Here is a 23,858-nt window from a genome sequence, read left to right as displayed (position 1 = left end):
CGGCCTGGGATACCTGTGTGGCGCAGCGCAGTGATGACCGCTCGGAGTACCTGCAGTCCATCGGCCAGCAGTAAGCCTGTACCGGCCTCTTCGCGGGCACGCCCGCTCCCACATGGGCGGCGGGGTTCCTGTGGGAGCGGGCGTGCCCGCGAAGAGGCCGGTACAGGCGCAAATCAAACCACCCGGGCCAGGCGGTCCTCTCGCGGGCAACGCTGGTACCGCGCCCGATAACAGCGGGTAAAGTACGAAGCCGACTCGAACCCGCACGCCACCCCCACCTCCAGCACAGTCATGTCGGTCTGGCGCAACAACTGCCTGGCTTTATCCAGCCGCAGTCGCAAATAGAACCCACTGGGCGTGTCATCCAGGTGCACCCGGAACAGCCGCTCCAGCTGGCGCCGGGTCACCTGCACCGCTTCGGCCAGCACCTGGGTATTGAGCGGCTGCTCGGTGTTGCGCTCCATTTCGCCAATCACCTTCACCAGCTTCTTGTTGCTGATGCCATAGCGGCTAGCGATCTGCATGCGCTGGTGGTCCTGTCGCTGGCGGATACGTCCGAGCACGAATTGCTCCGACACCTGCACCGCCAGTTCACTACCGTGGGCTTGCGCTATCAGGTCGAGCATCAGGTCGATCGAAGCGGTGCCACCGGCACAGGTAATGCGCCGCCGGTCGATCTCGAACAGCTCCTGGGTCGCCTGCAGGCTCGGGTAATTCTCCTTGAACGCCTCCAGTGCCTCCCAGTGCACGGTGGCGCGATGGCCGTCGAGCAGACCGGCCTCGGCCAGCACCACCGCGCCGGTATCGATGCCACCCAGAATCACCCCCTCATGGTCCAGACGGCGCAGCGCCTGCTGCAGCGTCGGCCCGTAACAGGCCAGTGGTTCGAAACCGGCGACGATCAGCAGGATGCCGCCAGGCTCGCCCGCCGCCAGCGCCGCATCGGCGTTAACCGACATGCCATTGCTGGCCAGCACCGCACCGCCGTCCAGGCTCAACACCTGCCAGCGATACGACGGGCCTTTGAAGCGGTTGGCCACCCGCAGTGGCTCCAGGGCGCTGATGAAGCCCATGGCCGAGAAGCCGGGCAACAACAGGAAATGAATGATTTGCGGCATTGCATGCTCCACGGCAAAGGTGGTCGCCTCCGTGCAATTGTTGGTCGCCAGGGTGCGATTTTCCACCCTGGCAGCAGCGTAGCGTGTTCACACGGCCCAGAGAGGCCGGCCCCTATAAAAAACGCCCTGCCGATGGAGAGCCACCATGCAACGCTTGATCCGCCGCAGCCTGTTATCCGTAGCTCTGACAACTATCGTCGCTTCCCCGCTGTATGCCGCAGAACCAGCGGCCTGCAAGAACGTCCGTCTGGGCGTGGTCAACTGGACCGATGTCATCGCCACCAGCGCCATGGCCCAAGTGCTGCTCGATGGCCTTGGCTACCAGACCAGACAGACCAGCGCTTCGCAGCAGATCATCTTCGCCGGCATCCGCGACAAACGCCTGGACATGTTCCTGGGTTACTGGAACCCGATCATGACCCAGACCATCACCCCGTTCGTCGACGCCAACCAGGTCAAAGTCCTCGAAAAACCCAGCCTGGAAGACGCCCGCGCCACCCTCGCCGTGCCCAAATACCTGTACGACAAGGGTTTGAAGACCTTCGCCGACATCCACAAGTTCGAGAAGGAGCTGGGCGGCAAGATCTACGGCATCGAGCCAGGCTCCGGTGCCAATACCCAGATCAAGGCGATGATCACCAAGAACCAGTTCGGCCTGGGCAAGTTCCAGCTGGTCGAGTCCAGCGAGGCCGGCATGCTCGCCGCCGTCGACCGCGCCGTACGGCGCAAGGAAGCGGTGGTGTTCTTCGGCTGGGCGCCGCACCCGATGAACGTGAACATCGACATGGCCTACCTGGGTGACAGCCAGGACGCCCTGGGCCCGGACGAAGGCCGCGCCACGGTGTGGACGGTGACTGCGCCAGACTACGCCGAACGCTGCCCCAACGCCCACCGCCTGCTGGCCAACCTGAAGTTCAGCGCCGAGGACGAGAGCCGCATGATGCAGCCGCTGCTCGACCACAAGGACGCGCTGGAGTCGGCCCGCCAGTGGCTCAAGGACCACCCCGAGGACAAGGCCCGCTGGCTGGAAGGTGTGACCACCTTTGATGGCAAGCCGGCTGCGGACAACCTCAAGCTCACCGCCAACTGACAAGGCCCTTTCGCAGCACAAGGCTGCTCCTACAGGTACAGCGCAATGCTCAAGGTCTGCGCAGACCCTGTGGGAGCGGGCGTGCCCGCGAAAAGGCCACCACAGATACCACAAGGAACCCCGCCATGAACCACGATGTCATCATCACCTGCGCCCTCACCGGCGCCGGCGACACCGCCTCGAAAAGCCACCTCGTTCCCGTCACCCCCAAGCAGATCGCCGAGTCTGCAGTAGAGGCCGCCAAAGCCGGCGCCACCGTGGTCCACTGCCACGTCCGCGACCCGCAAACCGGCCGCTTCAGCCGCGATGTGGCGTTGTATCGCGAAGTCATGGAGCGCATTCGTGAAGCCGATGTAGACATCATCGTCAACCTTACCGCCGGCATGGGTGGCGACCTGGAAATCGGCCCGGGGGAAACACCCCTGGAGTTCGGCCCGGGTACCGACCTGATCGGCCCCCTGGAGCGCCTGGCCCACGTCGAAGCGCTGCTACCGGAAATCTGCACCCTCGACTGCGGCACCCTCAACTTCGGCGACGGCAACTCGATCTACGTTTCCACCCCGGCGCAGCTGCGCGCCGGTGCCAGGCGCATCACCGAACTGGGTGTAAAAGCCGAGCTGGAAATCTTCGATACCGGCCACCTGTGGTTCGCCAAGCAGATGATGAAAGAAGGCCTGCTCGAAGACCCGCTTTTCCAGCTGTGCCTGGGCATCCCGTGGGGCGCACCGGCTGATACCACCACCATGAAGGCCATGGTCGACAACCTGCCAGCCAACGTCACCTGGGCCGGGTTCGGCATCGGCCGCATGCAGATGCCAATGGCTGCGCAAGCGGTGCTGCTCGGCGGCAACGTGCGGGTTGGCCTGGAAGACAACCTGTACCTCGATCGTGGGGTGCTGGCCAGCAACGGTCAGCTGGTGGAGCGCGCTGCCGAAATCATCACCCGCATGGGTGGCCGCGTACTCAGCCCGGCAGAAGGCCGGGAAAAAATGAACCTCAAGCGCCGCTGATCCCCTTCAGGAGACCGATATGCCCTTCATCACCGAGATCAAGACCTTCGCCGCCCTGGGTAGTGGCGTGATCGGCAGCGGCTGGGTCGCCCGCGCCCTCGCCCATGGCCTGGACGTGGTCGCCTGGGACCCGGCGCCCGGCGCCGAGCAGGCCCTGCGCAAGCGCATCGCCAACGCCTGGCCAGCCCTGGAGAAACAAGGCCTGACACCCGGTGCGTCCCAGGACCGGCTGAAATTCGTGGCCACCATCGAGGAGTGCGTACGCGACGCTGATTTCATCCAGGAAAGCGCACCCGAGCGCCTGGACCTGAAGCTTGACCTGCACGCCAAGATCAGCGCTGCCGCCAAGCCCGACGCGATCATCGGTTCCAGCACCTCGGGCCTGCTGCCCAGCGAGTTCTACGAGTCATCCACTCACCCTGAACGTTGCGTGGTCGGTCACCCGTTCAACCCGGTTTACCTGCTGCCGCTGGTCGAGATCGTCGGCGGCAATCGCACTGCTCCCGAAGCCATCGAAGCCGCAAAAACCATCTACACCGCACTGGGCATGCGCCCGCTGCATGTGCGCAAGGAAGTCCCTGGCTTCATCGCCGACCGCCTGCTCGAAGCGCTGTGGCGCGAGGCCCTGCATCTGGTCAACGACGGCGTGGCCAGCACCGGCGAAATCGACGACGCGATCCGCTTCGGCGCCGGCCTGCGCTGGTCGTTCATGGGCACGTTCCTCACCTACACCCTGGCCGGTGGCGACGCCGGCATGCGCCACTTCATGGCCCAGTTCGGCCCTGCGCTGAAGCTGCCCTGGACCTACCTGCCAGCGCCAGAGTTGACCGACAAGCTGATCGACGATGTGGTCGAAGGCACGTCGGAGCAGTTGGGTGACCGCAGCATTGCGGCGCTTGAGCGCTATCGTGATGACACCCTGCTGGCCGTGCTGGAAGCGGTGAGAACCAGCAAGGCCAGCCATGGCATGGCCTTTGGCGACTGAGGAGCAGACGATGCCCGCACTGATCACCTACCGTACCCCGGTCCTGGAAGACTGGGTCGACTACAACGGGCATCTGCGCGATGCCTTCTACCTGCTGATCTTCAGCTACGCCACCGATGCGCTGATGGAGCGCATCGGCCTCGATGCCGACAGTCGTGGGCAGAGCGGCAATTCGCTGTTCACCCTGGAGGCACACATCAACTACCTGCACGAAGTGAAGCTGGGCACCGAGGTGTGGGTGCAGACGCAGGTTATCGGTTTCGACCGCAAGCGCCTGCATATCTACCACAGCCTGCACCGGGCGGGGTTCGACGAGGCGCTGGCGGCCAGCGAGCAGATGCTGCTGCATGTGGACCTGACGGGGCCGAAGTCGGCACCTTTCAGTGAGCGAAGTGTCGGGTTGCTGCAAGGGTTGGTGGATGAGCAGCAGGGCCTGCCGTCGGCTGAGTACCTGGGCCGATTAATAACCCTGCCTACGCCAAACTGAGCAGCAACCCATAACCTGTGGGAGCGGGCATGCCCGCGAATGCGATGGTGGATCCACCGCCGCATTCGCGGGCACGCCCGCTCCCACAGGTTATGTATCCGGGCAAAAAAATAACCCCGGAAAGCCGTGAGCATCCGGGGCCAAGAGCGAGCAACATCCACTGTGCATGAACGAGGGTGACCAAACCCTCAGGTACCGTGAATGGCTTCAGTGTGCGGCCTTCCAAGGTGCTCGATTTAGCCGGAAACGACCTGTTCTTAGCCAATGCAGCCACGGCACCATTCTGTTGTTGCGGGCATGTCGCCGGCGTCACAGAATCGGTCGTAAATCACAGCAGCACTCTCTTAGCGATAAAAGGGACAACAGCCATGATGCATGCGGATTTGATAGACCAGGACGACCTGGCAGGCCACCTGCGCGCGCGCGGGTTCGATATTCCGGCCGGGGCGACTGCCGAGCAGGCCTGCGAAGCGGTGGTGCGTGGGCTGACCGAGCCCAATGCACGGGCGCTGAAGGGGATGGTGGAGCAGATGTATACCGGGAGCGCGACGATCCTGCCGGCGGTGCGCCAGGCCATCGACAAACAGCTGTTGCCGGCGTTGGCGCAGTTCAACAAGCGCGCCTGAGGGGCGCAGCGATTACAGGGGCGTGGCAGAGCTTAAACGCACTCCGTAATTGGCATTGAGGGCTTTGCGCGATTCGCATAGCCCTTATTTCACCGAATAGACCCCTTCACGCTTGGCTTGCTTACTCGTTGTAGGGGATCATGACGAACCACCTGATATGAGCAGGTATCTTCACAAACACGTTATGGGTCACGCCTTCGGGCGTTCCGCCTCCAGTATCACCCAGCAGAGGGATGTCAAAACCCGTTCCGGTATAATCCTTGGAAATCAAGAATCGCCTTAAGATCACCAACCCCCACCCTCCCACGACAACCGCCCGCCCTCTTTTGCTCCATGGCTGCAGCGATACGCGCATGCTACCCCCATGATTTCTTATGTTCCGGAAAACCGGAATAAACCACCAATACGGTACACGTACTCTAGCGACGCTGCCCTGGAAGTCGGGCTCTGGATACAAATCAAAAGTCACCAACGGACGCTCTGTCTCATCACCGCCGCCGGGCTCTTCTGGGGCATTTAGATTTTGTAGATTTTGATTAATGATAACGTTGATCAGTTCTGGTGTAGCGAAGTCCAGCAAGACCACCTGCGGTGCTGCCCAACTCCCCATATAGTTGTTAAGGTTGCCCGCCAATTCCGCATTTATTTTTTTTGCCATCTGCTCGATTGAATCATCAATGCCTCGCGGCGTGCAGATCCAGTTCAACATGAAACCATACCGGCTGGAATTGTAATGTTTGCCCCACTTCCTCAGTTGATCAGAAATCACTCTTCCCGGATCGTTATCGTCAGCATACTCATCAAAAATACCATATTTTCCATTGCCCGTAACATTGCTCTTCCTGAAAAACCCTGACGCGGGCGCAGCTGTTAACGAGTCGCTAACAACCAATATCTTTCCACGCAACTCAGCGACTGTGAACTCATTAACGGCTCGCCGCTTCTCGACTTCGCCTGGCATTTCATATTTAAATAAGAAACTGTTATAAGCCGTATTTCTAAGCATCGCCTCCACCAAGGAGCGATCCTCCGTGGCTATGTGCGAAAATGATAAAACTACAAACTCACCGGGGTGCTCGCTCAAGAACCGAGTAATATTATATAGCACCAGAGCGAGGGGCGTGCCATTGCAACCCATACCAGAGCCTGTTCCAGTTCGGTGATAGCATACCAATTCATTTTCGTATGTGAATACGCGAATATCCAGGTATCGAACCCCCATGTTAAGTTGATCACCGATGCCTACAGATTGTGTTTTCGACATTGATTGTCCAACTGCGCCACCGGTGCAATGGTCGATGTACTGCCCCATGCCGGAGTGATGGGTACCCGGAAGTACCAGCTGCTGCAGGCGCCAGCTATCATGCAGCGATTTCATCCACGCGTTACCTGGCAGCGCATCGAGCGAACCATTGTAAATAAAGATCTTCTCGTCAGTATTGGGCTCTCCGCCGCGCTGGAAATACATAGAGGCAGGGAAATGACCGTAAGGGGTCTTGGCCCTGCCGTTGGCCCGTACCCAACGACGACCGTCATCCGGGTTATGGGCGCCTTCAGCGCCGAACCACCAGTTGTTCGCTACCCCGGTGTGGCCCTGGGCGAGGTAGACATTCCTGAACTCCAGGTCTTGTGCGCCCCCTTCGAAACTCCCACCAGTCACAGTCAACTTCAATGTCCCTTTGAAAGCGAAGTTGAGTTTATCGGGTGAATGACCAAACGTGTTTTCAGCGTCCTTGACTCGGGCTTTGAACCAATTTGCTACCTCATGCGTGCCATGACGCCCGACGCTGAAGTTCAGTTTTCCTGCGGAACCAAAGTCCTTGGTGAATACAGGCTTGACACGCCCCTTCGGGTCTTCTCCCTCACTGACCATTGACTCTTCGACCGTGTATGACCCTCTGATGACTTCGTTGGCCGTACCGAAGGTTTGCCCATACTTGGATTGGAAATAGACTTCGTTGTCTCTATAGGTCTGATCTACGCCTGGCTGTGAGCACTCATCTACGCTGCGTGTCTGTTTCCCACCGTTCGGCAGCATAAAAGTTATAGACCAACGCGCATTAACATTTTTCAGCACTTCTGGCTTTAACGATTCAGGATGTATTCTATCCAGATAGTCTTTCAGCGGATAGGGATGCGCCCAATAATAATCAGCCGAATTACCTGTATACCCTTGCGGGTAAAGTCTAACTATCGTGCTGAATACGCCTTCGATTTCGGCCATAGCACTGATTTCATAAAAAATACCGCCATTTGAATTCAACAATTCTTCGGCTAATTTAGTTTCACTGACAGGGGACAAGCTTTCATGATTCCCGTCAGCGGCGGGCGCTGTATTCCGTTGAGGTACAGCAACGCGTTTACGCCAAATACCGTCAGGGTTAGTGCTCACCACTACGTCGAGATCGAAAATACCCAATGCAATTGATTGTGGTCGGTCAATCTCTTCATACTCGCCCCACGCCTGCGGATTCATATTATACGGCTCAGTGGTGAGCAGAAGGATATCGCCGTCCGGGCTGATAAAGCTGATTTCCACAACTTCCGAGGTTGTCGAACTGGTCATGATTGCTTCACTCAGTGATGTTGGTGGCCCATTTAGCGCGCTGGCTGTATAGGCAACAACTAGCAAAAATGTCAGTTTCGGCAGTTAGGCTGATGGGCTAAATTGTTTGCCTCACGCCATTCAGGAGAAATTGAGGGACGCACAGGTTAAAAATCCGTGCAGTCCCTGTAGGAGCGGGTTTACCCGCGAAGAGGCGAGCGCCGTTCAGAGCCTTACGCTGGCAAAGGTCGACTCGTTGCGCGCCTGGCTCAGGGCCGCCATTGGCCCGCTGTGCGGCGACAGGGTCATGGCCTGCGGGATCGGCATCATCGCCACCTGCTGCGCGGTGTTGGAACCCACGCGCTCGTCACGCGGTGGAATGCCGAAGTACTCGCGGTAGCACTTGGAGAAGTGCGGGGTAGACACGAAGCCGCATACCGACGCCACTTCGATGATCGACATCGGCGTCTGCTTCAGCAACTGCCGGGCGCGGATCAGGCGCAGCTTCAGGTAGTAACGCGACGGCGAACAGTGCAGGTACTTCTGGAACAGGCGCTCAAGCTGGCGTCGCGATACCGATACATAAACCGCCAGTTCGTCCAGGTCGATCGGCTCTTCGAGGTTGGCCTCCATCAGCGCGACGATTTCCTGCAGCTTCGGCTGGTTGGTACCCAGCATGTGCTTGAGCGGTACGCGCTGGTGGTCCTGCTCGTTGCGAATACGCTCGTAGACGAACATTTCGGAGATTGCCGCCGACAGTTCACGGCCGTGGTCGCGACTGATCAGGTGCAGCATCATGTCCAGCGGCGCGGTGCCGCCGGAGCTGGTGAAGCGGTTGCGGTCGAGGGTGAACAGGCGGGTGCTCATGTTGACCCGTGGATAGGCCTCCTGCATGGCTGCCAGGCATTCCCAATGCACGCTGCAATCAAAACCATCGAGCAGACCAGCGCAGGCCAGTGCCCAGCTGCCGGTACACACTGCACCAAGGCGGCGCGACTGCCGGGCCTGGGCTTGCAACCAGGTGACATGCTCACGGGTAACGGTGCGCTGGATGCCGACGCCACCGCAGACGATCACGGTGTCGATAGGTGGGGCGCTGTGCATCGCCGCGTCCGGAGTGATCTGCAAACCATCGCTGGCCCACACCTGGCCGCCATCGACGGTGAGGGTGTGCCAGCGGTACAGCTCGCGGCCGGATAGCTGGTTGGCCATGCGCAGCGGCTCGACGGCCGATGCCAGGGAAATCAGGGTGAAATTGTCCAATAGGAGAAACCCGATGGACTGGGGGGCTGTGCGGTTCTGGGTTGGGTTCCCGGAGGTGTACGACGTCATCGCGATTTCTCCTCACACAAATGCAGGGTGTGCCTCAGGCGGGCACTGATTTCTTGTTATGTATGACCCCGGTTTCATGTGCAGGGGCCTTGGTGCCAAACTCAACGCAAACGCCGTGCCGGAAATTGAACGCCTATCCAAAAAAACCTGAAAACGACGCCTATATCAGGCAAATCAGGTGCTTTGGTCGAGCCGGCCAATCTCTGTAGAACGGGCGTGCTAGGCGTTGCGCGTGTAACGGCTGAGCAATTTGGTGACAGGCGCAGTCTAGGATGCCCAGAAACGACACTCTTTAGTGTCACCGACAATGCCCACATTGATAACGACACCCGACGATCGGTATGCGTCGCACTGCACCATAAAGAGACATTTGTGGCTGTGCTGCACCTGTTTCAATCTCGAGGGCCCCTTCGCGGGCACGCCCGCTCCCACAGGGATTGCGCAGTTCCTGTGGGAGCGGGCGTGCCCGCGAAGAGGACCTTTAGGTCAAATCAGACTATCAGCATTCGATAGCACTGACCGCCAGACCACCACGCGAGGTCTCTTTGTACTTGTCGTGCATGTCGGCCCCGGTATCGCGCATGGTGCGGATCACCTGATCGAGGGAAATGAAGTGCTCGCCGTCACCACGCAGGGCCATCTGTACCGCGTTGATGGCCTTTACCGCAGCAATCGCGTTGCGCTCGATGCACGGCACCTGCACCAACCCGCCGACCGGGTCGCAGGTCAGGCCCAGGTTGTGTTCCAGGGCGATCTCGGCAGCGTTCTCCACCTGGGGCGGGGTGGCACCCAGCACTTCGGCAAGGCCCGCCGCAGCCATGGCGCAAGCCGAACCGACTTCACCCTGGCAGCCCACTTCGGCACCCGAGATCGATGCATTCTTCTTGCACAGGATGCCCACCGCGGCAGCAGCGAGGAAGAAGTCGACCACGCTGGACTCGTTCACCGCATCGCTGAAGCGCATGTAGTAGTGCAACACCGCCGGGATGATGCCCGCCGCGCCATTGGTCGGCGCGGTGACCATGCGCCCGCCGGCGGCGTTTTCTTCGTTGACCGCCAGGGCGAACAGGTTGACCCACTCCATGGCACTCATGGTCGAGCCGATGACGTTGGGCTTGCCGATTTCCTGCAGGCTGCGGTGCAGCTTGGCGGCGCGGCGGCGCACGTTCAACCCGCCGGGCAACGTGCCCTCGTACTTGAGGCCATTGTTGACGCATTCCTGCATGGCTTCCCAGAGCTTGTGCAGGCCGGCGCGGATTTCTTCCTCGCTGCGCCAGACCTTCTCGTTGGCCATCATCAATTGCGACACGCTGAGGTCGTTTTGCTTGCACAGGCGCAGCAGTTCAGCGGCGCTGTTGAAATCGTACGGCAGCACCGTCTGGTCGGCATCCAGCACGCCGCTGGCAGCCTGGGCAGCATCGACCACGAAGCCGCCACCCACCGAGTAATAAGTGTCGCGGTGCAGCTCGCCCTGCTCGCCTTCGGCTATCAGGGTCATGGCGTTGGGGTGGTACGGCAGGTTCTCGTCCAGCAGCAGCATGTCGCGGGCCCAGACGAATTCGATGGGCAGGCGGTTGTCCAGCTGCAGGGTGTTGGTTTCACGCAGGTCGGCGATGCGCGGCACGATCTGGGTCGGGTCGATGGCGTCAGGCCATTCGCCCATCAAGCCCATGATGGTGGCATTGTCGGTGCCATGACCGACACCGGTGGCCGATAGCGAGCCATACAGGCGCACTTCGATCCGCTTCACACGTTCCAGCTCGCCGCGTTCTCGCAGGCCCTGGACGAACAGGGCGCCAGCACGCATGGGGCCGACGGTGTGGGAGCTGGAGGGCCCGACACCGATCTTGAACAGGTCGAACACGCTGATGGCCATTGTCGAATCACCTCTTGCTGGGCTTGTCTCTGCGCGCCATGCGCAGGGCGGGGCAGCTGCTAGGCTGAAGCAGCAGGCCGCCTTGAATGCACGCATCATCGGGCTTTTGCCGCCCCCCTCGCCGTCTGCAACCGACGTACTTTTGTCCAGCAGCGCCGCGCTGTTTTCTACCCGAGAGCGGCCTTCGCCACGCCGCTTTCCGGTGGCCTGGTGACGTAAAAATGCGGCGGAGGGGGTGGAAAAATCCATAAGCGACATCGCCCATACTGGATACGACCCGTTCCGTACTGGTTACGACCCTACCAGTAGGCGATTGCCCGGCGCTGGAGGATTATCGAAAGCGACTCGTAAAGCACGGCCACGCATCCTGCCCTCTGCAGGCCTTGTCGACCGGACACCCAGAAAGCCCGGCGACCACGCGAACCCGAAGACAAAATCCACAGGAGTCCATCCATGAAAGGTTCACCCTCGCTGTTGCTGGTTGCGTTGCTGTCCGCGCCTTTGCTGGCCCAGGCCGCCGAACCCGAGCAATGCCAGACGGTACGCTTCTCTGATGTCGGCTGGACCGACATCACGGTCACCACCGCGACCACCAGCGTTGTGCTCGAAGCACTGGGTTACAAGACCCACACCACCATGATCTCGGTACCGGTGACCTACAAGTCGCTGGCCACCGGCAAGGACCTGGACGTGTTTCTCGGCAACTGGATGCCGACCATGGAGAACGACATCAAGCAGTACCGCGACGCCGGTACGGTAGAAACCGTGCGCGCCAACCTGGAAAACGCCAAGTACACCCTGGCCGTGCCCCAGGCGCTGTATGACAAAGGCCTGAAGGATTTCAGCGACATTCCCAAGTTCAAACAGGAACTGGACGGCAAGATCTACGGCATCGAACCCGGCAACGATGGCAACCGCACCATCCAGAGCATGATCGACAAGAACGCCTTCGGCCTGAAGGACGCCGGCTTCAAGATCGTCCAGTCCAGCGAGGCCGGCATGCTGTCGCAGGTCGACCGCGCGCAGAAACGCGGCGAGGCAGTGGTGTTCCTCGGCTGGGAACCGCACCCGATGAACACCCGCTTCAAGATGCAGTACCTGACCGGCGGGGACGAGTTCTTCGGCCCCGACTTCGGCAAGGCGACCGTATTGACCAACACCCGCAAGGGCTATGTGCAGGAATGCAGCAACGTTGGCCAGCTGTTGAAGAACCTGTCGTTCGAGCTCAAGGATGAAAGCACCATGATGGGCTATGTCCTGGACGACAAGATGAAACCCGAGGCGGCGGCCAAGAAGTGGCTCAAGGACAACCCTGGCAAACTGGATGCCTGGCTGGCCGGCGTAACCACCGTGGATGGCAAACCCGGCCTTGAGGCGGCCAAGGCCAAGCTGACGCAATAACGAAATAGCGCTACCTCGGGGCAGGCCCGTGCCCGCCCCGGGTTGATTTCAATCTATGCAGGTGGAAGCTCGCTATCATGCTTATCGATCAGAAAATACCCCTGGGCCAGTACATCGCGTCGTTCGTCGAGTGGCTGACCCAGAACGGCGCGAACTACTTCGACGCCATCGCGCAGGGCCTGGAGTTCATGATCCATGGCGTCACCAGTGCCCTGACCTTCTTCAATCCGTTCGTGCTCATCGCGCTGTTCGCCGCCCTGGCGCATTTCATCCAGCGCAAGTGGGCGCTTACCGCATTCGTCGCCCTGTCGTTCCTGCTGATCCTCAACCTGGGTTACTGGCAGGAAACCATGGAAACCCTGGCGCAGGTCACATTCGCCACGGTGGTGTGCGTTGCCATCGGCGTGCCACTGGGTATCGTCGCCGCGCACAAACCGATGTTCTATACCGCCATGCGCCCGGTACTCGACCTGATGCAGACGGTACCTACATTCGTCTACCTGATCCCCACCCTGACCCTGTTCGGCCTGGGTGTGGTGCCGGGGCTGATCTCGACGGTGGTGTTCGCCATCGCCGCGCCGATCCGTCTCACCTACCTGGGCATCTGCGACGTCCCGCAGGAGCTGATGGACGCCGGCAAGGCCTTTGGCTGCTCGCGGCGCCAGCTGCTCACCCGTATCGAACTGCCGCACGCGATGCCAAGCATCGCCGCCGGCGTTACCCAGTGCATCATGCTGTCGCTGTCGATGGTGGTGATTGCCGCCCTGGTCGGTGCTGACGGCCTGGGTAAACCTGTGGTCAACGCACTGAACACCGCCGATATTTCCCTGGGCTTCGAAGCGGGCCTGGCGATCGTGCTGCTGGCGATCATGCTCGACCGTATCTGCAAGCAACCGGACCTGCCGGTAAGGGGTGAAGCATGAGCATCATTCGTTTCGAAGACGTCGACGTCATCTTCTCCAACAAGCCGCGCGAAGCGCTGGCCCTGCTCGACAAGGGCCAGACCCGCGAGCAGATCCTCAAGCAGACCGGCCTGGTGGTGGGCGTCGAGAAGGCCAACCTGGATATCCAGAAGGGCGAGATTTGCGTGCTGATGGGCCTGTCCGGTTCGGGCAAGTCGAGTTTGCTGCGCTGCATCAACGGCCTCAACACCGTCAGCCGCGGCAAGTTGTTCGTCGAGCACGAAGGCAAGCACATCGACATTGCCCACTGCACCCCGGCCGAGCTGAAGATGATGCGCACCAAGCGCATTGCCATGGTGTTCCAGAAGTTCGCCCTTATGCCCTGGCTGACGGTGCGCGAGAACATCAGCTTTGGCCTGGAAATGCAGGGCCGCCCCGAGAAGGAACGGCGCAAGCTGGTCGACGAGAAGCTCGAGCTGGTGGGCCTGACCCAGTGGCGCAACAAGAAGCCGGACGAACTGTCTGGTGGTATGCAACAGCGCGTGGGCCTGGCCCGGGCGCTGGCGATGGATGCCGACATCCTGCTGATGGACGAACCGTTCTCGGCACTGGACCCGCTGATCCGCCAGGGCCTGCAAGACGAGTTGCTGGGCCTGCAGGCCAAGCTCAGCAAGACTATCGTGTTCGTCAGCCACGACCTGGACGAGGCACTGAAACTGGGTAGCCGCATCGCGATCATGAAGGACGGGCGGATCATCCAGTACAGCAAACCGGAAGAGATCGTGCTCAATCCGGCCGACGAGTATGTGCGCACCTTCGTCGCCCATACCAACCCGCTGAACGTGCTGTGCGGGCGTAGCCTGATGCGCAGCCTGGACAACTGCAAGCGAGTGAATGGTTCGGTATGCCTGGACCCGGGTGGCGATTCGTGGCTGGACCTGGGCGAGGGCAACTCGATCAAGCGTGCACGCCAGGGGCAGAACGGGCTGGAGATGCAGAACTGGGCACCGGGGCAGTCGGTAGAAGGGCTGGGCCGCAAGCCGACCTTGGTACATGCGGATATCGGCATGCGTGAAGCGCTGCAGATTCGCTACCAGACCGGCAACAAGCTGGTGCTGCAGGAGAATGACAAGGTGGTGGGGATTCTTGGTGACAGCGAGCTGTATCACGCGCTGCTGGGCAAGAACCACGGTTGATGCCAATTGGGGCCGCTTTGCGGCCCCAATCAATTTCAGCGAACGACGATCCCGCGCGAAGCCATGTAGGCCTTGGCCTCCGGCACCGTGTACTCACCAAAGTGGAAGATACTGGCCGCCAGCACCGCACTGGCGTGCCCTTCCAGAATGCCGTCGGCCAGGTGCTGCAGGTTGCCCACACCACCCGAGGCAATCACCGGAATACCCAGCGCATCACTGATCGCACGGGTAACACCCAGGTCGAAGCCATTTTTCATGCCGTCCTGGTCCATGCTGGTCAGCAGGATCTCGCCAGCCCCAAGGCCTTCCATCTTCTTCGCCCATTCAACGGCATCCAGCCCGGTCGGCTTGCGCCCGCCGTGGGTGAAAATCTCCCAACGTGGAGCCTCGCCCGGCCCGGACACCTTCTTGGCGTCGATGGCGACAACGATGCACTGCGAACCGAAACGGTCCGCGGCCTCGCCGACAAACTCCGGGTTGAACACCGCGGCCGTGTTGATCGATACCTTGTCGGCACCGGCATTGAGCAGGTTGCGGATGTCCTGCACGGTGCGCACGCCACCGCCCACGGTCAGCGGGATGAACACCTGGCTGGCCATGCGCTCGACGGTATGCAGGGTTGTGTCGCGGCCATCGACGCTGGCGGTGATGTCGAGGAAGGTGATTTCGTCGGCACCTTGCTCGTCGTAGCGACGGGCGATTTCCACCGGGTCGCCGGCATCACGGATGTTCTCGAACTTGACGCCCTTGACCACCCGGCCGTTGTCCACGTCCAGGCAAGGGATGATGCGCTTGGCCAGTGCCATGGTTCAGTCCTCAGCCTTGGTAGTTGTCGCAGAAGGCCTGGGCCTCGGCGACATCGAGGGTGCCTTCGTAGATGGCACGGCCGGTGATGGCACCGATGATGCCCGGGGCCTTGGCGTCCAGCAGGGCTTTGATGTCACCCAGGTTGTGAATGCCGCCCGAGGCGATCACCGGGATCGAGGTGGCTTCTGCCAGCGCCTTGGTGAACGGCACGTTGCAGCCCTGCATCATGCCGTCCTTGGCGATGTCGGTGTAGACGATCGCCGAGACGCCATCGGCCTCGAAGCGCCTGGCCAGGTCGATGACCTGCACCGAGCTCACTTCAGCCCAGCCGTCGGTGGCGACGAAGCCGTCCTTGGCGTCCAGGCCAACGATAACCTTGCCCGGGAAGGCCTTGCACGCTTCGGCGACGAATTCCGGCTGCTTGACCGCCTTGGTACCGATGATCACGTAGCTGACGCCAGCCTTGACGTAGTGCTCGATGGTTTCCAGCGAGCGGATGCCACCGCCGATCTGGATCGGCAGGGTCGGGTAGCGCTTGGCAATGGCGGTGACCACTTCACCGTTGACCGGCTGGCCTTCGAAGGCGCCGTTGAGGTCGACCAGGTGCAGGCGGCGGCAGCCACCCTCGACCCACTTGGCGGCCATACTCACCGGGTCGTCGGAAAATACCGTGGAGTCTTCCATGCGGCCCTGGCGCAGGCGCACGCAGGCACCGTCCTTCAGATCGATAGCGGGGATAATCAGCATCTTGGGAACCTGTCTGTTCTTGGGGTTTCAGGGCTTCTCGAGCGCCCACAGATCGCTTTCGATGCTCTCGAACCGCTCCTTGAGGTGCAGCTGAACATCGGCAATCGCCCTGTTGTAGTAATGGGGTGCAATTTCTTTGCTGAACAGTTCGAGGACCTCGGCCACTTCGAACGACCCCAGCTCCAGCTCGAAACGGTCTTCGAGAAAGCGCTTGAGCGTATGCAGCGCTTCGCGCTCCTGCTCGGGGGCCAGGGTGATGACCGGGGCCTTGGTCTTCGACCTGCTCATTTACCAGCGCCCGTCCCAGGCAACGAAGTTCTGCAGCAGCTGCAGGCCATGGGTATGGCTCTTCTCCGGGTGGAACTGCACGGCAAAGCGCGAGCCATCGGCCAGCGCAGCGGCGAAATCGACACCGTAATGGCCGCGGCCGACCACCTGGGCCGGCTTGCCGGCATTGATGTAGTAGCTGTGCACGAAGTAGAACCGTGCACTGTCGGGGATGTCGTGCCACAGCGGGTGGTCGTTGGTCTGGCCGACTTCGTTCCAGCCCATGTGCGGCACCTTCAGGTGCTCGCCGTCTTCCTGCAGGTCTTTGCCGAAGAAGCGCACCTGGCCGGGGAACAGGCCGATGCAGTCGACACCGTCGTTTTCTTCGCTGTGGTCGAGCAGTGCCTGCATGCCCACGCAAATGCCGAGGAACGGGCGGTCCTGGCTGACTTCGCGCACCAGGCTGTCGAAGCCCAGGCGGCGGATTTCGGCCATGCAGTCGCGAATCGCGCCCACGCCCGGGAATACAACGCGGTCGGCTTCGCGGATGACCGTGGCATCGCTGGTGACCAGCACCTTACCGGCCCCTACATGCTCGAGCGCCTTGGCCACCGAGTGCAGGTTGCCCATGCCATAGTCGATTACGGCTACCGTCTGCATTTACAGGCACCCTTTGGTGGAAGGCATTTGCCCGGCCATGCGCTCGTCGAGGGTGATGGCCATGCGCAAGGCGCGGCCGAAAGCCTTGAACACGGTCTCGATCTGGTGGTGGGTGTTGTGGCCACGCAGGTTGTCGATGTGCAGGGTCACCAGGGCGTGGTTGACGAAGCCCTGGAAGAACTCCTGGAACAGGTCGACATCGAAGCCACCTACGCTGGCGCGGGTGTACGGCACGTGCATCTGCAGGCCCGGGCGACCGGAGAAGTCGATGACCACGCGCGACAGCGCTTCGTCCAGCGGCACGTAGGCGTGGCCGTAGCGGAAGATGCCCTTCTTGTCACCGATGGCCTGGGCGAATGCCATGCCCAGGGTGATGCCGACGTCTTCGACGGTATGGTGATCATCGATATGCGTGTCACCCTTGCACTCGATATCCAGATCGATCAGCCCATGGCGGGCAATCTGGTCCAGCATGTGTTCAAGGAAAGGCACACCGATATCGAATCGGGCCTTGCCACTGCCATCGAGGTTGATCGAGCACTTGACCTGGGTTTCCAGGGTATTGCGCTCGACGGAAGCCTTACGTTCGACCATCACCAGCTCCGCAAAATCATTAGGCGAAAAGGGCTTCATTATAGGCCTAGAACGCGCCGGCTTGAAACGCGGATGACATATGGCAAAGCAAGCAATTACGGGGCTGGATACCGTTACAGGTCTATACAACCCGGTCTTTTGGGGCCGCTTCGCAGCCCATCGACGCGGTTCGTCGCCACGACAAGCCAGCTCCCACCCCGACCACGCTGCCCTGAAGGCCTACGCCGTACCTGTGGGAGCTGGCTTGCCGGCGATAGGGCCGGTACAGCCAGCAACGTCAGCAGGTTTTACCCCCAATCAATGGAACAGCACCGCCGTCTTCTGCAGAGTGACCCAAACCCCCCAGGCCAATGGCACGACCACCACTGCCCAGGCCAGCAGCACCAGCGGCAGGCTACCCGGCGCCGCCTTCCACTCCAGCGAGCGCGCCCCATCGGCGCCTTTGTCATGGCTCAACGCCCGCTCTGCAGCCAGTTCGGCATCACTCATGAAATGCCTGTCGGCCACCGGTCGCACCAGCATGTTGCAGAAAAAGCCCAGCACCAACAGGCCGGCGAGGATGTACAGGGTCATGTCATAAGCGGCCGCACGCTCCACCCCGGCCGCCAGCTGATACTCGCGCAGGTAGGTAATGAGCACTGGCCCCAGCACTCCCGCCGCTGCCCAGGCAGTCAGCAGGCGGCCATGAATGGCACCGACCATCTGCGTGCCGAACAGGTCGGCCAGGTAGGCCGGTACCGTGGCAAAACCACCACCGTACATCGACAGGATGATGCAGAACGCCGCCACGAACAGCGCCACGTTACCCAGGTGCCCCATGTTCGGCACCAGGCTGTACAAGCCCACGCCCAGGGCGAAGAAAGCGAAATAGGTGTTCTTGCGGCCAATGTAGTCCGAGAACGACGCCCAGAAGAACCGCCCGCCGATGTTGAACAGGCTGAGCAGGCCGGTAAAGCCGGCGGCAATCGCGGCAATCTGCGCCAGCTGTGCAGCGCTCAGTTCACTAAAGGCCAGTTCGTTGCCCAGCAACTTGCCGGCGAACACTTCCTGCAGCAGCGGCGAAGCCATGCCGAGAATACCGATACCGGCCGACACGTTCAGGCACAGTACCAGCCAGATCAAGGCGAACTGCGGGGTTTTCCAGGCCACGCTGACGTGCACGTGGCGGTCGGTGACCATGGTGTTGCCGGCTTTCTTAGCCGGGGCGCTCCAGCCTTCGGGCTTCCAGCCGGTCGGCGGCACGCGATACGCCAAGGCACCGGCAGTCATGAACACGAAGTAGATCGCCGCCATGGCCACGAAGCTCTGCCACACGCCCACTTCCTGCGCATTGCCGAAGTGGCCCATGAGCGCGGTGGCCAACGGTGCACCGACCATGGCCCCGCCGCCGAAGCCCATGATCGCCATACCGGTGGCCATGCCGCGCTTGTCCGGGAACCACTTGATCAGGGTCGACACCGGCGAGATGTAGCCCAGGCCCAGGCCGATACCGCCGATTACACCGGAGCCCAGCCACATCAGCCACAGCTGGTGGGTTTTCACGCCAATGGCCGAAATCAGCATGCCGCCGCACCAGCACAGTGCCGACACCAGGCCGGCCTTGCGCGGGCCGGCGTGTTCCAGCCAGCCACCCAGCACAGCTGCCGAGCAACCGAGGAAGACGAAGAACAGGGTATAGATCCAGCTCAGCATGGAGATTGGCCAGTCGCATTCCGCGCTGAACATGCGGGCCATGAAGCCCATGTCTGCCGCGCAGGCGACCGGGGCGGTGATGCCGAGGGCCTGCGACAGCGGCAGCCAGAACACCGAAAAGCCATAGGCCATGCCGATGCACAGGTGAATGGCCAAGGCGGCGGGCGGGACCAGCCAGCGGTTGAAGCCCGGGCGGGCGATGATGCGCTCCTTCGACAGGAAGCCTGGCGCACTGGCCAAGGTCCCCGCCGCGACGGTACTGCTCATGGATCAGATCCTTCTTATAGGGAGGGTGCAGGCAAAGCGGCGCAAGGTTAGCAGCATCAAGTGGCGTGAAAGCAATCTGATATCGTTAATTTTTGCTCGGCTGAATCGATCATCTCTCTGAAAACTTGCGCTCCTGCAGAAGACCGCGTTCCAACCGAGCTGAAAAACCATGGTCGAAAGCCGTACCATCTGATGAATGCGTAGGAAATACCCTGTATCTCCAGTCGAATAAGCAGGGGCAACCACTGCGGCGCTATACTCTGCCGCCTGAATTTCAATAACGGACTACAAGGACTCGCCCATGAAAGCGTTCGGCAAAATCCTGGGACTTGGGCTTCTCGGGTTGCTGCTGATCATCGTGGCGCTGGGCTTCGCCCTGACCCACCTCTTCGATCCCAACGACTACAAAGACGAGATTCGCCAGCTGGCACGTGACAAGGCTCACGTCGAGCTGACCCTCAACGGTGACATTGGCTGGAGCCTGTTCCCGTGGCTGGGCCTGGAGCTGCACGAGGCGAGCATCGCCACCTTGAACAAACCCAAGGAGCCATTCGCCGACCTGCAGATGCTTGGCCTGTCGGTACGGGTGCTGCCATTGCTGCGCCGCGAAGTGCAGATGAGCGATGTGCGCGTCGAGGGCCTGAACCTGACCCTGGCCCGTGACGAGCACGGCCATGGCAACTGGGAAGACATTGGCAAGCCGCTGCCCGCGCAGAACGGTGCCAGCGCCGATGCGCAGGCCGGTACTGCGGCCCCGGCACCGGCGGAACAGGCGTCGGCGCCGGCCGCCAGCAACGAGCGTGCCGTCAAGCTGGACATCGACAGCCTGACCGTGAACAACGCCCGTGTGCAGTACACCGATGCCAAGACCGGCCAGAGCTACAGCGCCGAGAGCATCCAGCTGAGCACCGGGCCGGTCCACGAAGGGGCGAACATTCCCCTCAAGGCCAGCGCCTTCCTCAGTGCCAGCCAGCCGAACATCAAGGCCCGCACCGAACTGGCCGGCGAGCTGCGCTTCGACCGCAAGCTCAGGCGCTACAACTTCGAAGACATGCGCCTGTCGGGCGAAACCTCGGGTGAGCCCACCGGTGGCAAGGCCGTGACCTTCGCCGCCCAAGGCCAGTTGCTGGTCGACCTGGCCGCCAATGTCGCCTCGTGGAACGGCCTGAAAGTCTCGGCCAACCAGCTGCGCGCCCTGGGCGAGCTGAACCTGCGTGACCTGGACAAGGCGCCACAGCTGAGCGGCGGCCTGTCCATCGCCCAGTTCGACCTGCGCACCTTCCTCGACGGCATCGGCCGCCCGCTGCCGGCCACCAACGACCCGGCGGCCTTCGCCAAGCTGGAGCTGGTCACCCGCCTGCAAGGCACACCGAACAGCCTGGCCCTGGAAGACCTGGCGGTGAAGCTGGACGAAAGCACCTTCAGTGGCCGCGTGGCCGTCGAAGACTTCGCCAGACAGGCCCTGCGCCTGCAGCTCAAAGGCGACACCTTCGACGCCGACCGCTACCTGCCGGCCAAAAGTGAAGAAGCCAAGGGCGCCACCGCCGCCCGTCAGGCCGAGGTCAAGCAACAGGAAGCCAGCGCGGTCGCCGGTGCCGGCACCACGCCGCTGCCCAACGCCCCGACCCAGGTGGCCTGGAGCGACGACAAGCTGCTGCCGGTCGACCGCCTGCGTGCCCTCGACCTGCAGGCCGACCTGGCCTTCGGCGCGCTGACCCTGGACAAACTGCCAATCGAAGACGCCCAGCTCAAGGCCACCGGCCAAGGCGGCCTGCTGACCCTGCAAACCCTGCGCGGTGAGCTGTACAACGGCACCTTCGAGGCCAAGGGCACCGTCGATGTGCGCCCTGCCGTGCCGCAACTGGGCGTCAACACCAACATCCAGCGGGTGCCGGTGGAGCACTTCATCAAGACCGAGGGCAAGGAACAGACGCCACCGGTCAAAGGCCTGCTGACGCTGACCAGCGACCTGACCGCCACTGGCAACAGCCAGAAGGCCCTGGTCGATACCCTCAACGGCAACGCCAATTTCGTCATCAACGACGGCGTGCTGGTCAATGCCAACCTGGAGCAGCAGCTGTGCCAGGCCATCGCTACGCTGAACCGCAAATCGCTCACCGGCGAGCCACGCGGCAAGGACACCCCGTTCCAGGAACTGCGTGGCAGCCTGGTAGTGCGCAATGGCGTCGCCAGCAACCCGGACCTCAAGGCGCGCATTCCGGGCCTGACCGTCAACGGCCATGGTGACCTCGACCTGCGCGTGCTGGGCATGGACTACAACGTTGGCGTGCTCGTCGAAGGCGACCAGCGCGCCATGCCGGACCCGGCCTGTCAGGTCAACGAACGCTACGTCGGTGTGGAAATACCGCTGCGCTGCCGCGGCCCGCTGGAGCTGGGCGCCAAGGCCTGCCGCCTGGACCAGGACGGCCTGGGCAAGGTAGCGGCCAAACTGGCTGGCAACCGCTTGCAAGACAAGATCGATGAAAAACTCGGAGACAAAGTGAGCCCGGAACTGAAAGACGCGCTCAAGGGGCTGTTCAAGCGATGAGCCCCGAGCAGTTCTCCAGCGCAGTGCTGGATTGGTATGACGAACATGGCCGGCACGACCTGCCCTGGCAACAGGGCATCAATCCGTACCGGGTATGGGTGTCGGAAATCATGTTGCAGCAGACCCAGGTCAGCACCGTGCTCAACTACTTCGACCGCTTCATGCAGGCCCTGCCGACGGTGCAGGCCCTGGCCGAGGCGCCGGAGGACGAGGTGCTGCACCTGTGGACCGGCCTGGGCTACTACACTCGGGCACGCAACCTGCAAAAGGCCGCGAAGATCGTGGTCGAACAGCATGGCGGCGAATTCCCGCGCAGTGTCGAGCAGCTCACCGAGCTGCCCGGCATCGGCCGCTCGACTGCCGGGGCTATCGCCAGCATCAGCATGGGCATCCGCGCACCGATCCTCGACGGCAACGTCAAGCGCGTGCTGGCCCGCTACACCGCCCAGGCCGGTTACCCCGGCGAGCCCAAGGTGGCCAACCAGCTGTGGGCCACGGCCGAGCGCTTTACCCCGCAGCAGCGGGCCAACCACTACACCCAGGCGATGATGGACATGGGCGCCACGCTGTGTACCCGCAGCAAGCCCAGTTGCCTGATCTGCCCACTGCAGCGCGGCTGCGAAGCGCACCTGCACGGTGAAGAAACCCGTTACCCCGAGCCAAAGCCGCGCAAGGCACTGCCGCAACGCCGCACCCTGATGCCATTGCTGGCCAACCACGAAGGCGCCATCCTGCTTTACCGTCGCCCGTCCAGCGGCCTGTGGGGTGGTTTGTGGAGCCTGCCGGAGCTGGACGACATCGCCCAGCTCGACGACCTGGCCTACCAGCACGGCCTGCGCCTGGCTGGCAGCCGCGCCATGGACGGCCTGACCCATACCTTCAGCCACTTCCAGCTGGCGATAGAGCCCTGGCTGGTGCGCGTCGACCCGGTCGGCCAGCACGTGGCCGAGGCCGACTGGCTCTGGTATAACCTCGCCACCCCGCCGCGCCTGGGCCTCGCCGCCCCGGTGAAAAAGCTGCTCAAACGCGCGGCCGACGAACTGAATGCAGGAGACGCCCGATGACCCGCACCGTGATGTGCCGCAAGTACAAAGAAGAACTGCCAGGCCTGGAGCGCCCGCCCTACCCCGGCGCCAAGGGCCAGGACATCTTCGAACACATCTCGCAGAAAGCCTGGGCCGACTGGCAGAAGCACCAGACCATGCTGATCAACGAAAAGCGCCTGAACATGATGAACGCCGAGGACCGCAAATTCCTCCAGGGCGAGATGGACAAGTTTTTTGCCGGCGAAGAATACGCCCAGGCAGAAGGCTACGTTCCACCCTCGGAATGACCCCACGGAACGTAAGCGACGGAATTAATTTAAAATTTTTTCAAAAAGTCGTTGACGAGCGGTCTGAAAGTCTATTTAATTCACCTCGTCGCCCAGATAGCTCAGTCGGTAGAGCAGAGGATTGAAAATCCTCGTGTCGGCGGTTCGACTCCGTCTCTGGGCACCACCTTCAGCTTCTGGTGGTTGCAAAGTTACCCGAAGCGACAACAAGAAACCCGCCTAGTGCGGGTTTTTTGTTGCCTATTGTTTTCCATAACCCGCCTGCCTCATTGACCAGCATCAAATAGCCATCACTCGCTCACCTTCACAATCGACGACGGAAATCCGACTCGACCCGCAAGGACCTCCATGAGCGAAGAATCCCCCCTCCTGCTC

Annotated in this window: 21 protein-coding genes and 1 tRNA gene; 12 read left to right on the top strand and 10 right to left on the bottom strand. The window is 61.6% G+C overall.

All coding sequences use genetic code 11. The features are described 5' to 3' along the window. Positions 1-173: 173 nt before the first annotated feature. The gene (locus CAF70_RS25535; protein ID WP_085701487.1) at positions 174-1,118 is read right to left on the bottom strand and encodes a GlxA family transcriptional regulator; all 945 of its coding nucleotides are present in this window, start codon (positions 1,116-1,118) and stop codon (positions 174-176) included. Between the two features lie 145 nt (positions 1,119-1,263). Between CAF70_RS25535 and choX the strand changes: the two genes are divergently transcribed. From choX to CAF70_RS25510, 5 genes are all read left to right on the top strand, one after another. Then, positions 1,264-2,208, top strand: coding sequence for a choline ABC transporter substrate-binding protein (gene choX / locus CAF70_RS25530; protein WP_085625946.1), 945 nt, complete (start codon positions 1,264-1,266; stop codon positions 2,206-2,208). 125 nt (positions 2,209-2,333) lie between these two features. Beyond that, positions 2,334-3,218: a 3-keto-5-aminohexanoate cleavage protein gene (locus CAF70_RS25525; RefSeq protein ID WP_085625947.1), complete on the top strand. Its 885-nt coding sequence runs from the start codon at positions 2,334-2,336 to the stop codon at positions 3,216-3,218. A 19-nt stretch (positions 3,219-3,237) separates the two neighbouring features. Continuing rightward, complete coding sequence (locus tag CAF70_RS25520) at positions 3,238-4,203, top strand: L-carnitine dehydrogenase (protein WP_085625948.1); 966 nt, start codon at positions 3,238-3,240, stop codon at positions 4,201-4,203. Positions 4,204-4,213: 10 nt separating this feature from the next. Then, on the top strand, positions 4,214-4,690 hold the full coding sequence (locus tag CAF70_RS25515; RefSeq protein WP_085625949.1) for a thioesterase family protein: 477 nt from the start codon (positions 4,214-4,216) through the stop codon (positions 4,688-4,690). A gap of 368 nt (positions 4,691-5,058) precedes the next feature. After that, a complete protein-coding gene (locus tag CAF70_RS25510; protein ID WP_009682891.1) occupies positions 5,059-5,316 on the top strand; it encodes a hypothetical protein in 258 nt (85 codons plus the stop codon). Between the two features lie 121 nt (positions 5,317-5,437). Here the strand turns inward: CAF70_RS25510 and CAF70_RS25505 are convergent, their stop codons facing one another. From CAF70_RS25505 to CAF70_RS25495, 3 genes are all read right to left on the bottom strand, one after another. After that, complete coding sequence (locus tag CAF70_RS25505; RefSeq protein WP_085625950.1) at positions 5,438-7,882, bottom strand: phosphatidylinositol-specific phospholipase C domain-containing protein; 2,445 nt, start codon at positions 7,880-7,882, stop codon at positions 5,438-5,440. Between the two features lie 204 nt (positions 7,883-8,086). After that, positions 8,087-9,193, bottom strand: coding sequence for a GlxA family transcriptional regulator (locus tag CAF70_RS25500; protein ID WP_085625951.1), 1,107 nt, complete (start codon positions 9,191-9,193; stop codon positions 8,087-8,089). 499 nt (positions 9,194-9,692) lie between these two features. Next, positions 9,693-11,069 carry an L-serine ammonia-lyase gene (locus CAF70_RS25495; RefSeq protein ID WP_085625952.1) on the bottom strand — a complete coding sequence of 459 codons (1,377 nt, stop codon included), beginning with the start codon at positions 11,067-11,069 and terminating at the stop codon, positions 9,693-9,695. 453 nt (positions 11,070-11,522) lie between these two features. On the opposite strand from CAF70_RS25495, the gene CAF70_RS25490 reads away from it, so the two are divergent. The 3 genes from CAF70_RS25490 (at position 11,523) to choV (ending at position 14,568) form a co-directional block, all read left to right on the top strand. Further along, the gene (locus CAF70_RS25490; protein ID WP_085625953.1) at positions 11,523-12,470 is read left to right on the top strand and encodes a choline ABC transporter substrate-binding protein; all 948 of its coding nucleotides are present in this window, start codon (positions 11,523-11,525) and stop codon (positions 12,468-12,470) included. A gap of 74 nt (positions 12,471-12,544) precedes the next feature. Next, a complete protein-coding gene (gene choW, locus CAF70_RS25485; RefSeq protein WP_169774667.1) occupies positions 12,545-13,393 on the top strand; it encodes a choline ABC transporter permease subunit in 849 nt (282 codons plus the stop codon). Further along, positions 13,390-14,568: a choline ABC transporter ATP-binding protein gene (gene choV, locus CAF70_RS25480; protein WP_085625954.1), complete on the top strand. Its 1,179-nt coding sequence runs from the start codon at positions 13,390-13,392 to the stop codon at positions 14,566-14,568. Before choW ends, choV begins: the two co-directional genes overlap by 4 nt. Positions 14,569-14,603: 35 nt before the next feature. Here the strand turns inward: choV and hisF are convergent, their stop codons facing one another. The 6 genes from hisF to CAF70_RS25450 form a co-directional block, all read right to left on the bottom strand. Further along, positions 14,604-15,374, bottom strand: coding sequence for an imidazole glycerol phosphate synthase subunit HisF (gene hisF, locus CAF70_RS25475; RefSeq protein WP_003255729.1), 771 nt, complete (start codon positions 15,372-15,374; stop codon positions 14,604-14,606). 10 nt (positions 15,375-15,384) lie between these two features. Next, positions 15,385-16,122, bottom strand: a complete 738-nt coding sequence (gene hisA, locus CAF70_RS25470) for a 1-(5-phosphoribosyl)-5-[(5-phosphoribosylamino)methylideneamino]imidazole-4-carboxamide isomerase (protein WP_085625955.1) — start codon at positions 16,120-16,122, stop codon at positions 15,385-15,387. A gap of 27 nt (positions 16,123-16,149) precedes the next feature. Continuing rightward, positions 16,150-16,410 (bottom strand): DUF2164 domain-containing protein, encoded by a 261-nt coding sequence (locus CAF70_RS25465; protein WP_046614499.1) that lies wholly within the window; start codon positions 16,408-16,410, stop codon positions 16,150-16,152. Next, a complete protein-coding gene (gene hisH / locus CAF70_RS25460) occupies positions 16,411-17,049 on the bottom strand; it encodes an imidazole glycerol phosphate synthase subunit HisH (RefSeq protein WP_085625956.1) in 639 nt (212 codons plus the stop codon). Then, a complete protein-coding gene (gene hisB / locus CAF70_RS25455) occupies positions 17,050-17,643 on the bottom strand; it encodes an imidazoleglycerol-phosphate dehydratase HisB (RefSeq protein WP_003255736.1) in 594 nt (197 codons plus the stop codon). Positions 17,644-17,940: 297 nt separating this feature from the next. Then, on the bottom strand, positions 17,941-19,602 hold the full coding sequence (locus CAF70_RS25450; RefSeq protein WP_085625957.1) for an OFA family MFS transporter: 1,662 nt from the start codon (positions 19,600-19,602) through the stop codon (positions 17,941-17,943). Between the two features lie 301 nt (positions 19,603-19,903). Here CAF70_RS25450 and CAF70_RS25445 point away from each other — a divergent pair, with 301 nt between their 5' ends. From CAF70_RS25445 to CAF70_RS25430, 4 genes are all read left to right on the top strand, one after another. Further along, complete coding sequence (locus tag CAF70_RS25445; protein ID WP_085625958.1) at positions 19,904-22,150, top strand: AsmA family protein; 2,247 nt, start codon at positions 19,904-19,906, stop codon at positions 22,148-22,150. After that, entirely contained in the window at positions 22,147-23,214 is a 1,068-nt protein-coding gene (mutY, locus tag CAF70_RS25440; protein WP_085625959.1) for an A/G-specific adenine glycosylase, read from the top strand. Before CAF70_RS25445 ends, mutY begins: the two co-directional genes overlap by 4 nt. After that, positions 23,211-23,483: an oxidative damage protection protein gene (locus CAF70_RS25435; protein WP_003257478.1), complete on the top strand. Its 273-nt coding sequence runs from the start codon at positions 23,211-23,213 to the stop codon at positions 23,481-23,483. The genes mutY and CAF70_RS25435 overlap by 4 nt, the downstream gene beginning before the upstream one ends. A 90-nt stretch (positions 23,484-23,573) precedes the next feature. Beyond that, positions 23,574-23,649, top strand: a tRNA-Phe gene (locus CAF70_RS25430). Positions 23,650-23,858 lie beyond the last annotated feature (209 nt).

This window comes from Pseudomonas sp. B19(2017) (genome assembly GCF_002113165.1).
In the GTDB taxonomy this organism is placed as follows: domain Bacteria; phylum Pseudomonadota; class Gammaproteobacteria; order Pseudomonadales; family Pseudomonadaceae; genus Aquipseudomonas.
Note: the sequence above shows the minus strand (reverse complement) of the source record. Positions and strands in the feature narration are given on the sequence as shown.

Bases quoted from the DNA above. Each gene is read 5' to 3' on its own strand.
- CAF70_RS25500 (WP_085625951.1), bottom strand. From the start codon at position 9,193: ATGACGTCGTACACCTCCGGGAACCCAACCCAGAACCGCACAGCCCCC.
- choV (WP_085625954.1), top strand. From the start codon at position 13,390: ATGAGCATCATTCGTTTCGAAGACGTCGACGTCATCTTCTCCAACAAG.
- CAF70_RS25510 (WP_009682891.1), top strand. From the start codon at position 5,059: ATGATGCATGCGGATTTGATAGACCAGGACGACCTGGCAGGCCACCTG.
- CAF70_RS25505 (WP_085625950.1), bottom strand. From the start codon at position 7,882: ATGACCAGTTCGACAACCTCGGAAGTTGTGGAAATCAGCTTTATCAGC.
- CAF70_RS25445 (WP_085625958.1), top strand. From the start codon at position 19,904: ATGAAAGCGTTCGGCAAAATCCTGGGACTTGGGCTTCTCGGGTTGCTG.
- CAF70_RS25435 (WP_003257478.1), top strand. From the start codon at position 23,211: ATGACCCGCACCGTGATGTGCCGCAAGTACAAAGAAGAACTGCCAGGC.
- choX (WP_085625946.1), top strand. From the start codon at position 1,264: ATGCAACGCTTGATCCGCCGCAGCCTGTTATCCGTAGCTCTGACAACT.
- hisH (WP_085625956.1), bottom strand. From the start codon at position 17,049: ATGCAGACGGTAGCCGTAATCGACTATGGCATGGGCAACCTGCACTCG.
- CAF70_RS25450 (WP_085625957.1), bottom strand. From the start codon at position 19,602: ATGAGCAGTACCGTCGCGGCGGGGACCTTGGCCAGTGCGCCAGGCTTC.
- CAF70_RS25520 (WP_085625948.1), top strand. From the start codon at position 3,238: ATGCCCTTCATCACCGAGATCAAGACCTTCGCCGCCCTGGGTAGTGGC.
- CAF70_RS25465 (WP_046614499.1), bottom strand. From the start codon at position 16,410: ATGAGCAGGTCGAAGACCAAGGCCCCGGTCATCACCCTGGCCCCCGAG.
- hisA (WP_085625955.1), bottom strand. From the start codon at position 16,122: ATGCTGATTATCCCCGCTATCGATCTGAAGGACGGTGCCTGCGTGCGC.
- mutY (WP_085625959.1), top strand. From the start codon at position 22,147: ATGAGCCCCGAGCAGTTCTCCAGCGCAGTGCTGGATTGGTATGACGAA.
- CAF70_RS25515 (WP_085625949.1), top strand. From the start codon at position 4,214: ATGCCCGCACTGATCACCTACCGTACCCCGGTCCTGGAAGACTGGGTC.
- CAF70_RS25495 (WP_085625952.1), bottom strand. From the start codon at position 11,069: ATGGCCATCAGCGTGTTCGACCTGTTCAAGATCGGTGTCGGGCCCTCC.
- CAF70_RS25525 (WP_085625947.1), top strand. From the start codon at position 2,334: ATGAACCACGATGTCATCATCACCTGCGCCCTCACCGGCGCCGGCGAC.
- hisB (WP_003255736.1), bottom strand. From the start codon at position 17,643: ATGGTCGAACGTAAGGCTTCCGTCGAGCGCAATACCCTGGAAACCCAG.
- CAF70_RS25535 (WP_085701487.1), bottom strand. From the start codon at position 1,118: ATGCCGCAAATCATTCATTTCCTGTTGTTGCCCGGCTTCTCGGCCATG.
- CAF70_RS25490 (WP_085625953.1), top strand. From the start codon at position 11,523: ATGAAAGGTTCACCCTCGCTGTTGCTGGTTGCGTTGCTGTCCGCGCCT.
- hisF (WP_003255729.1), bottom strand. From the start codon at position 15,374: ATGGCACTGGCCAAGCGCATCATCCCTTGCCTGGACGTGGACAACGGC.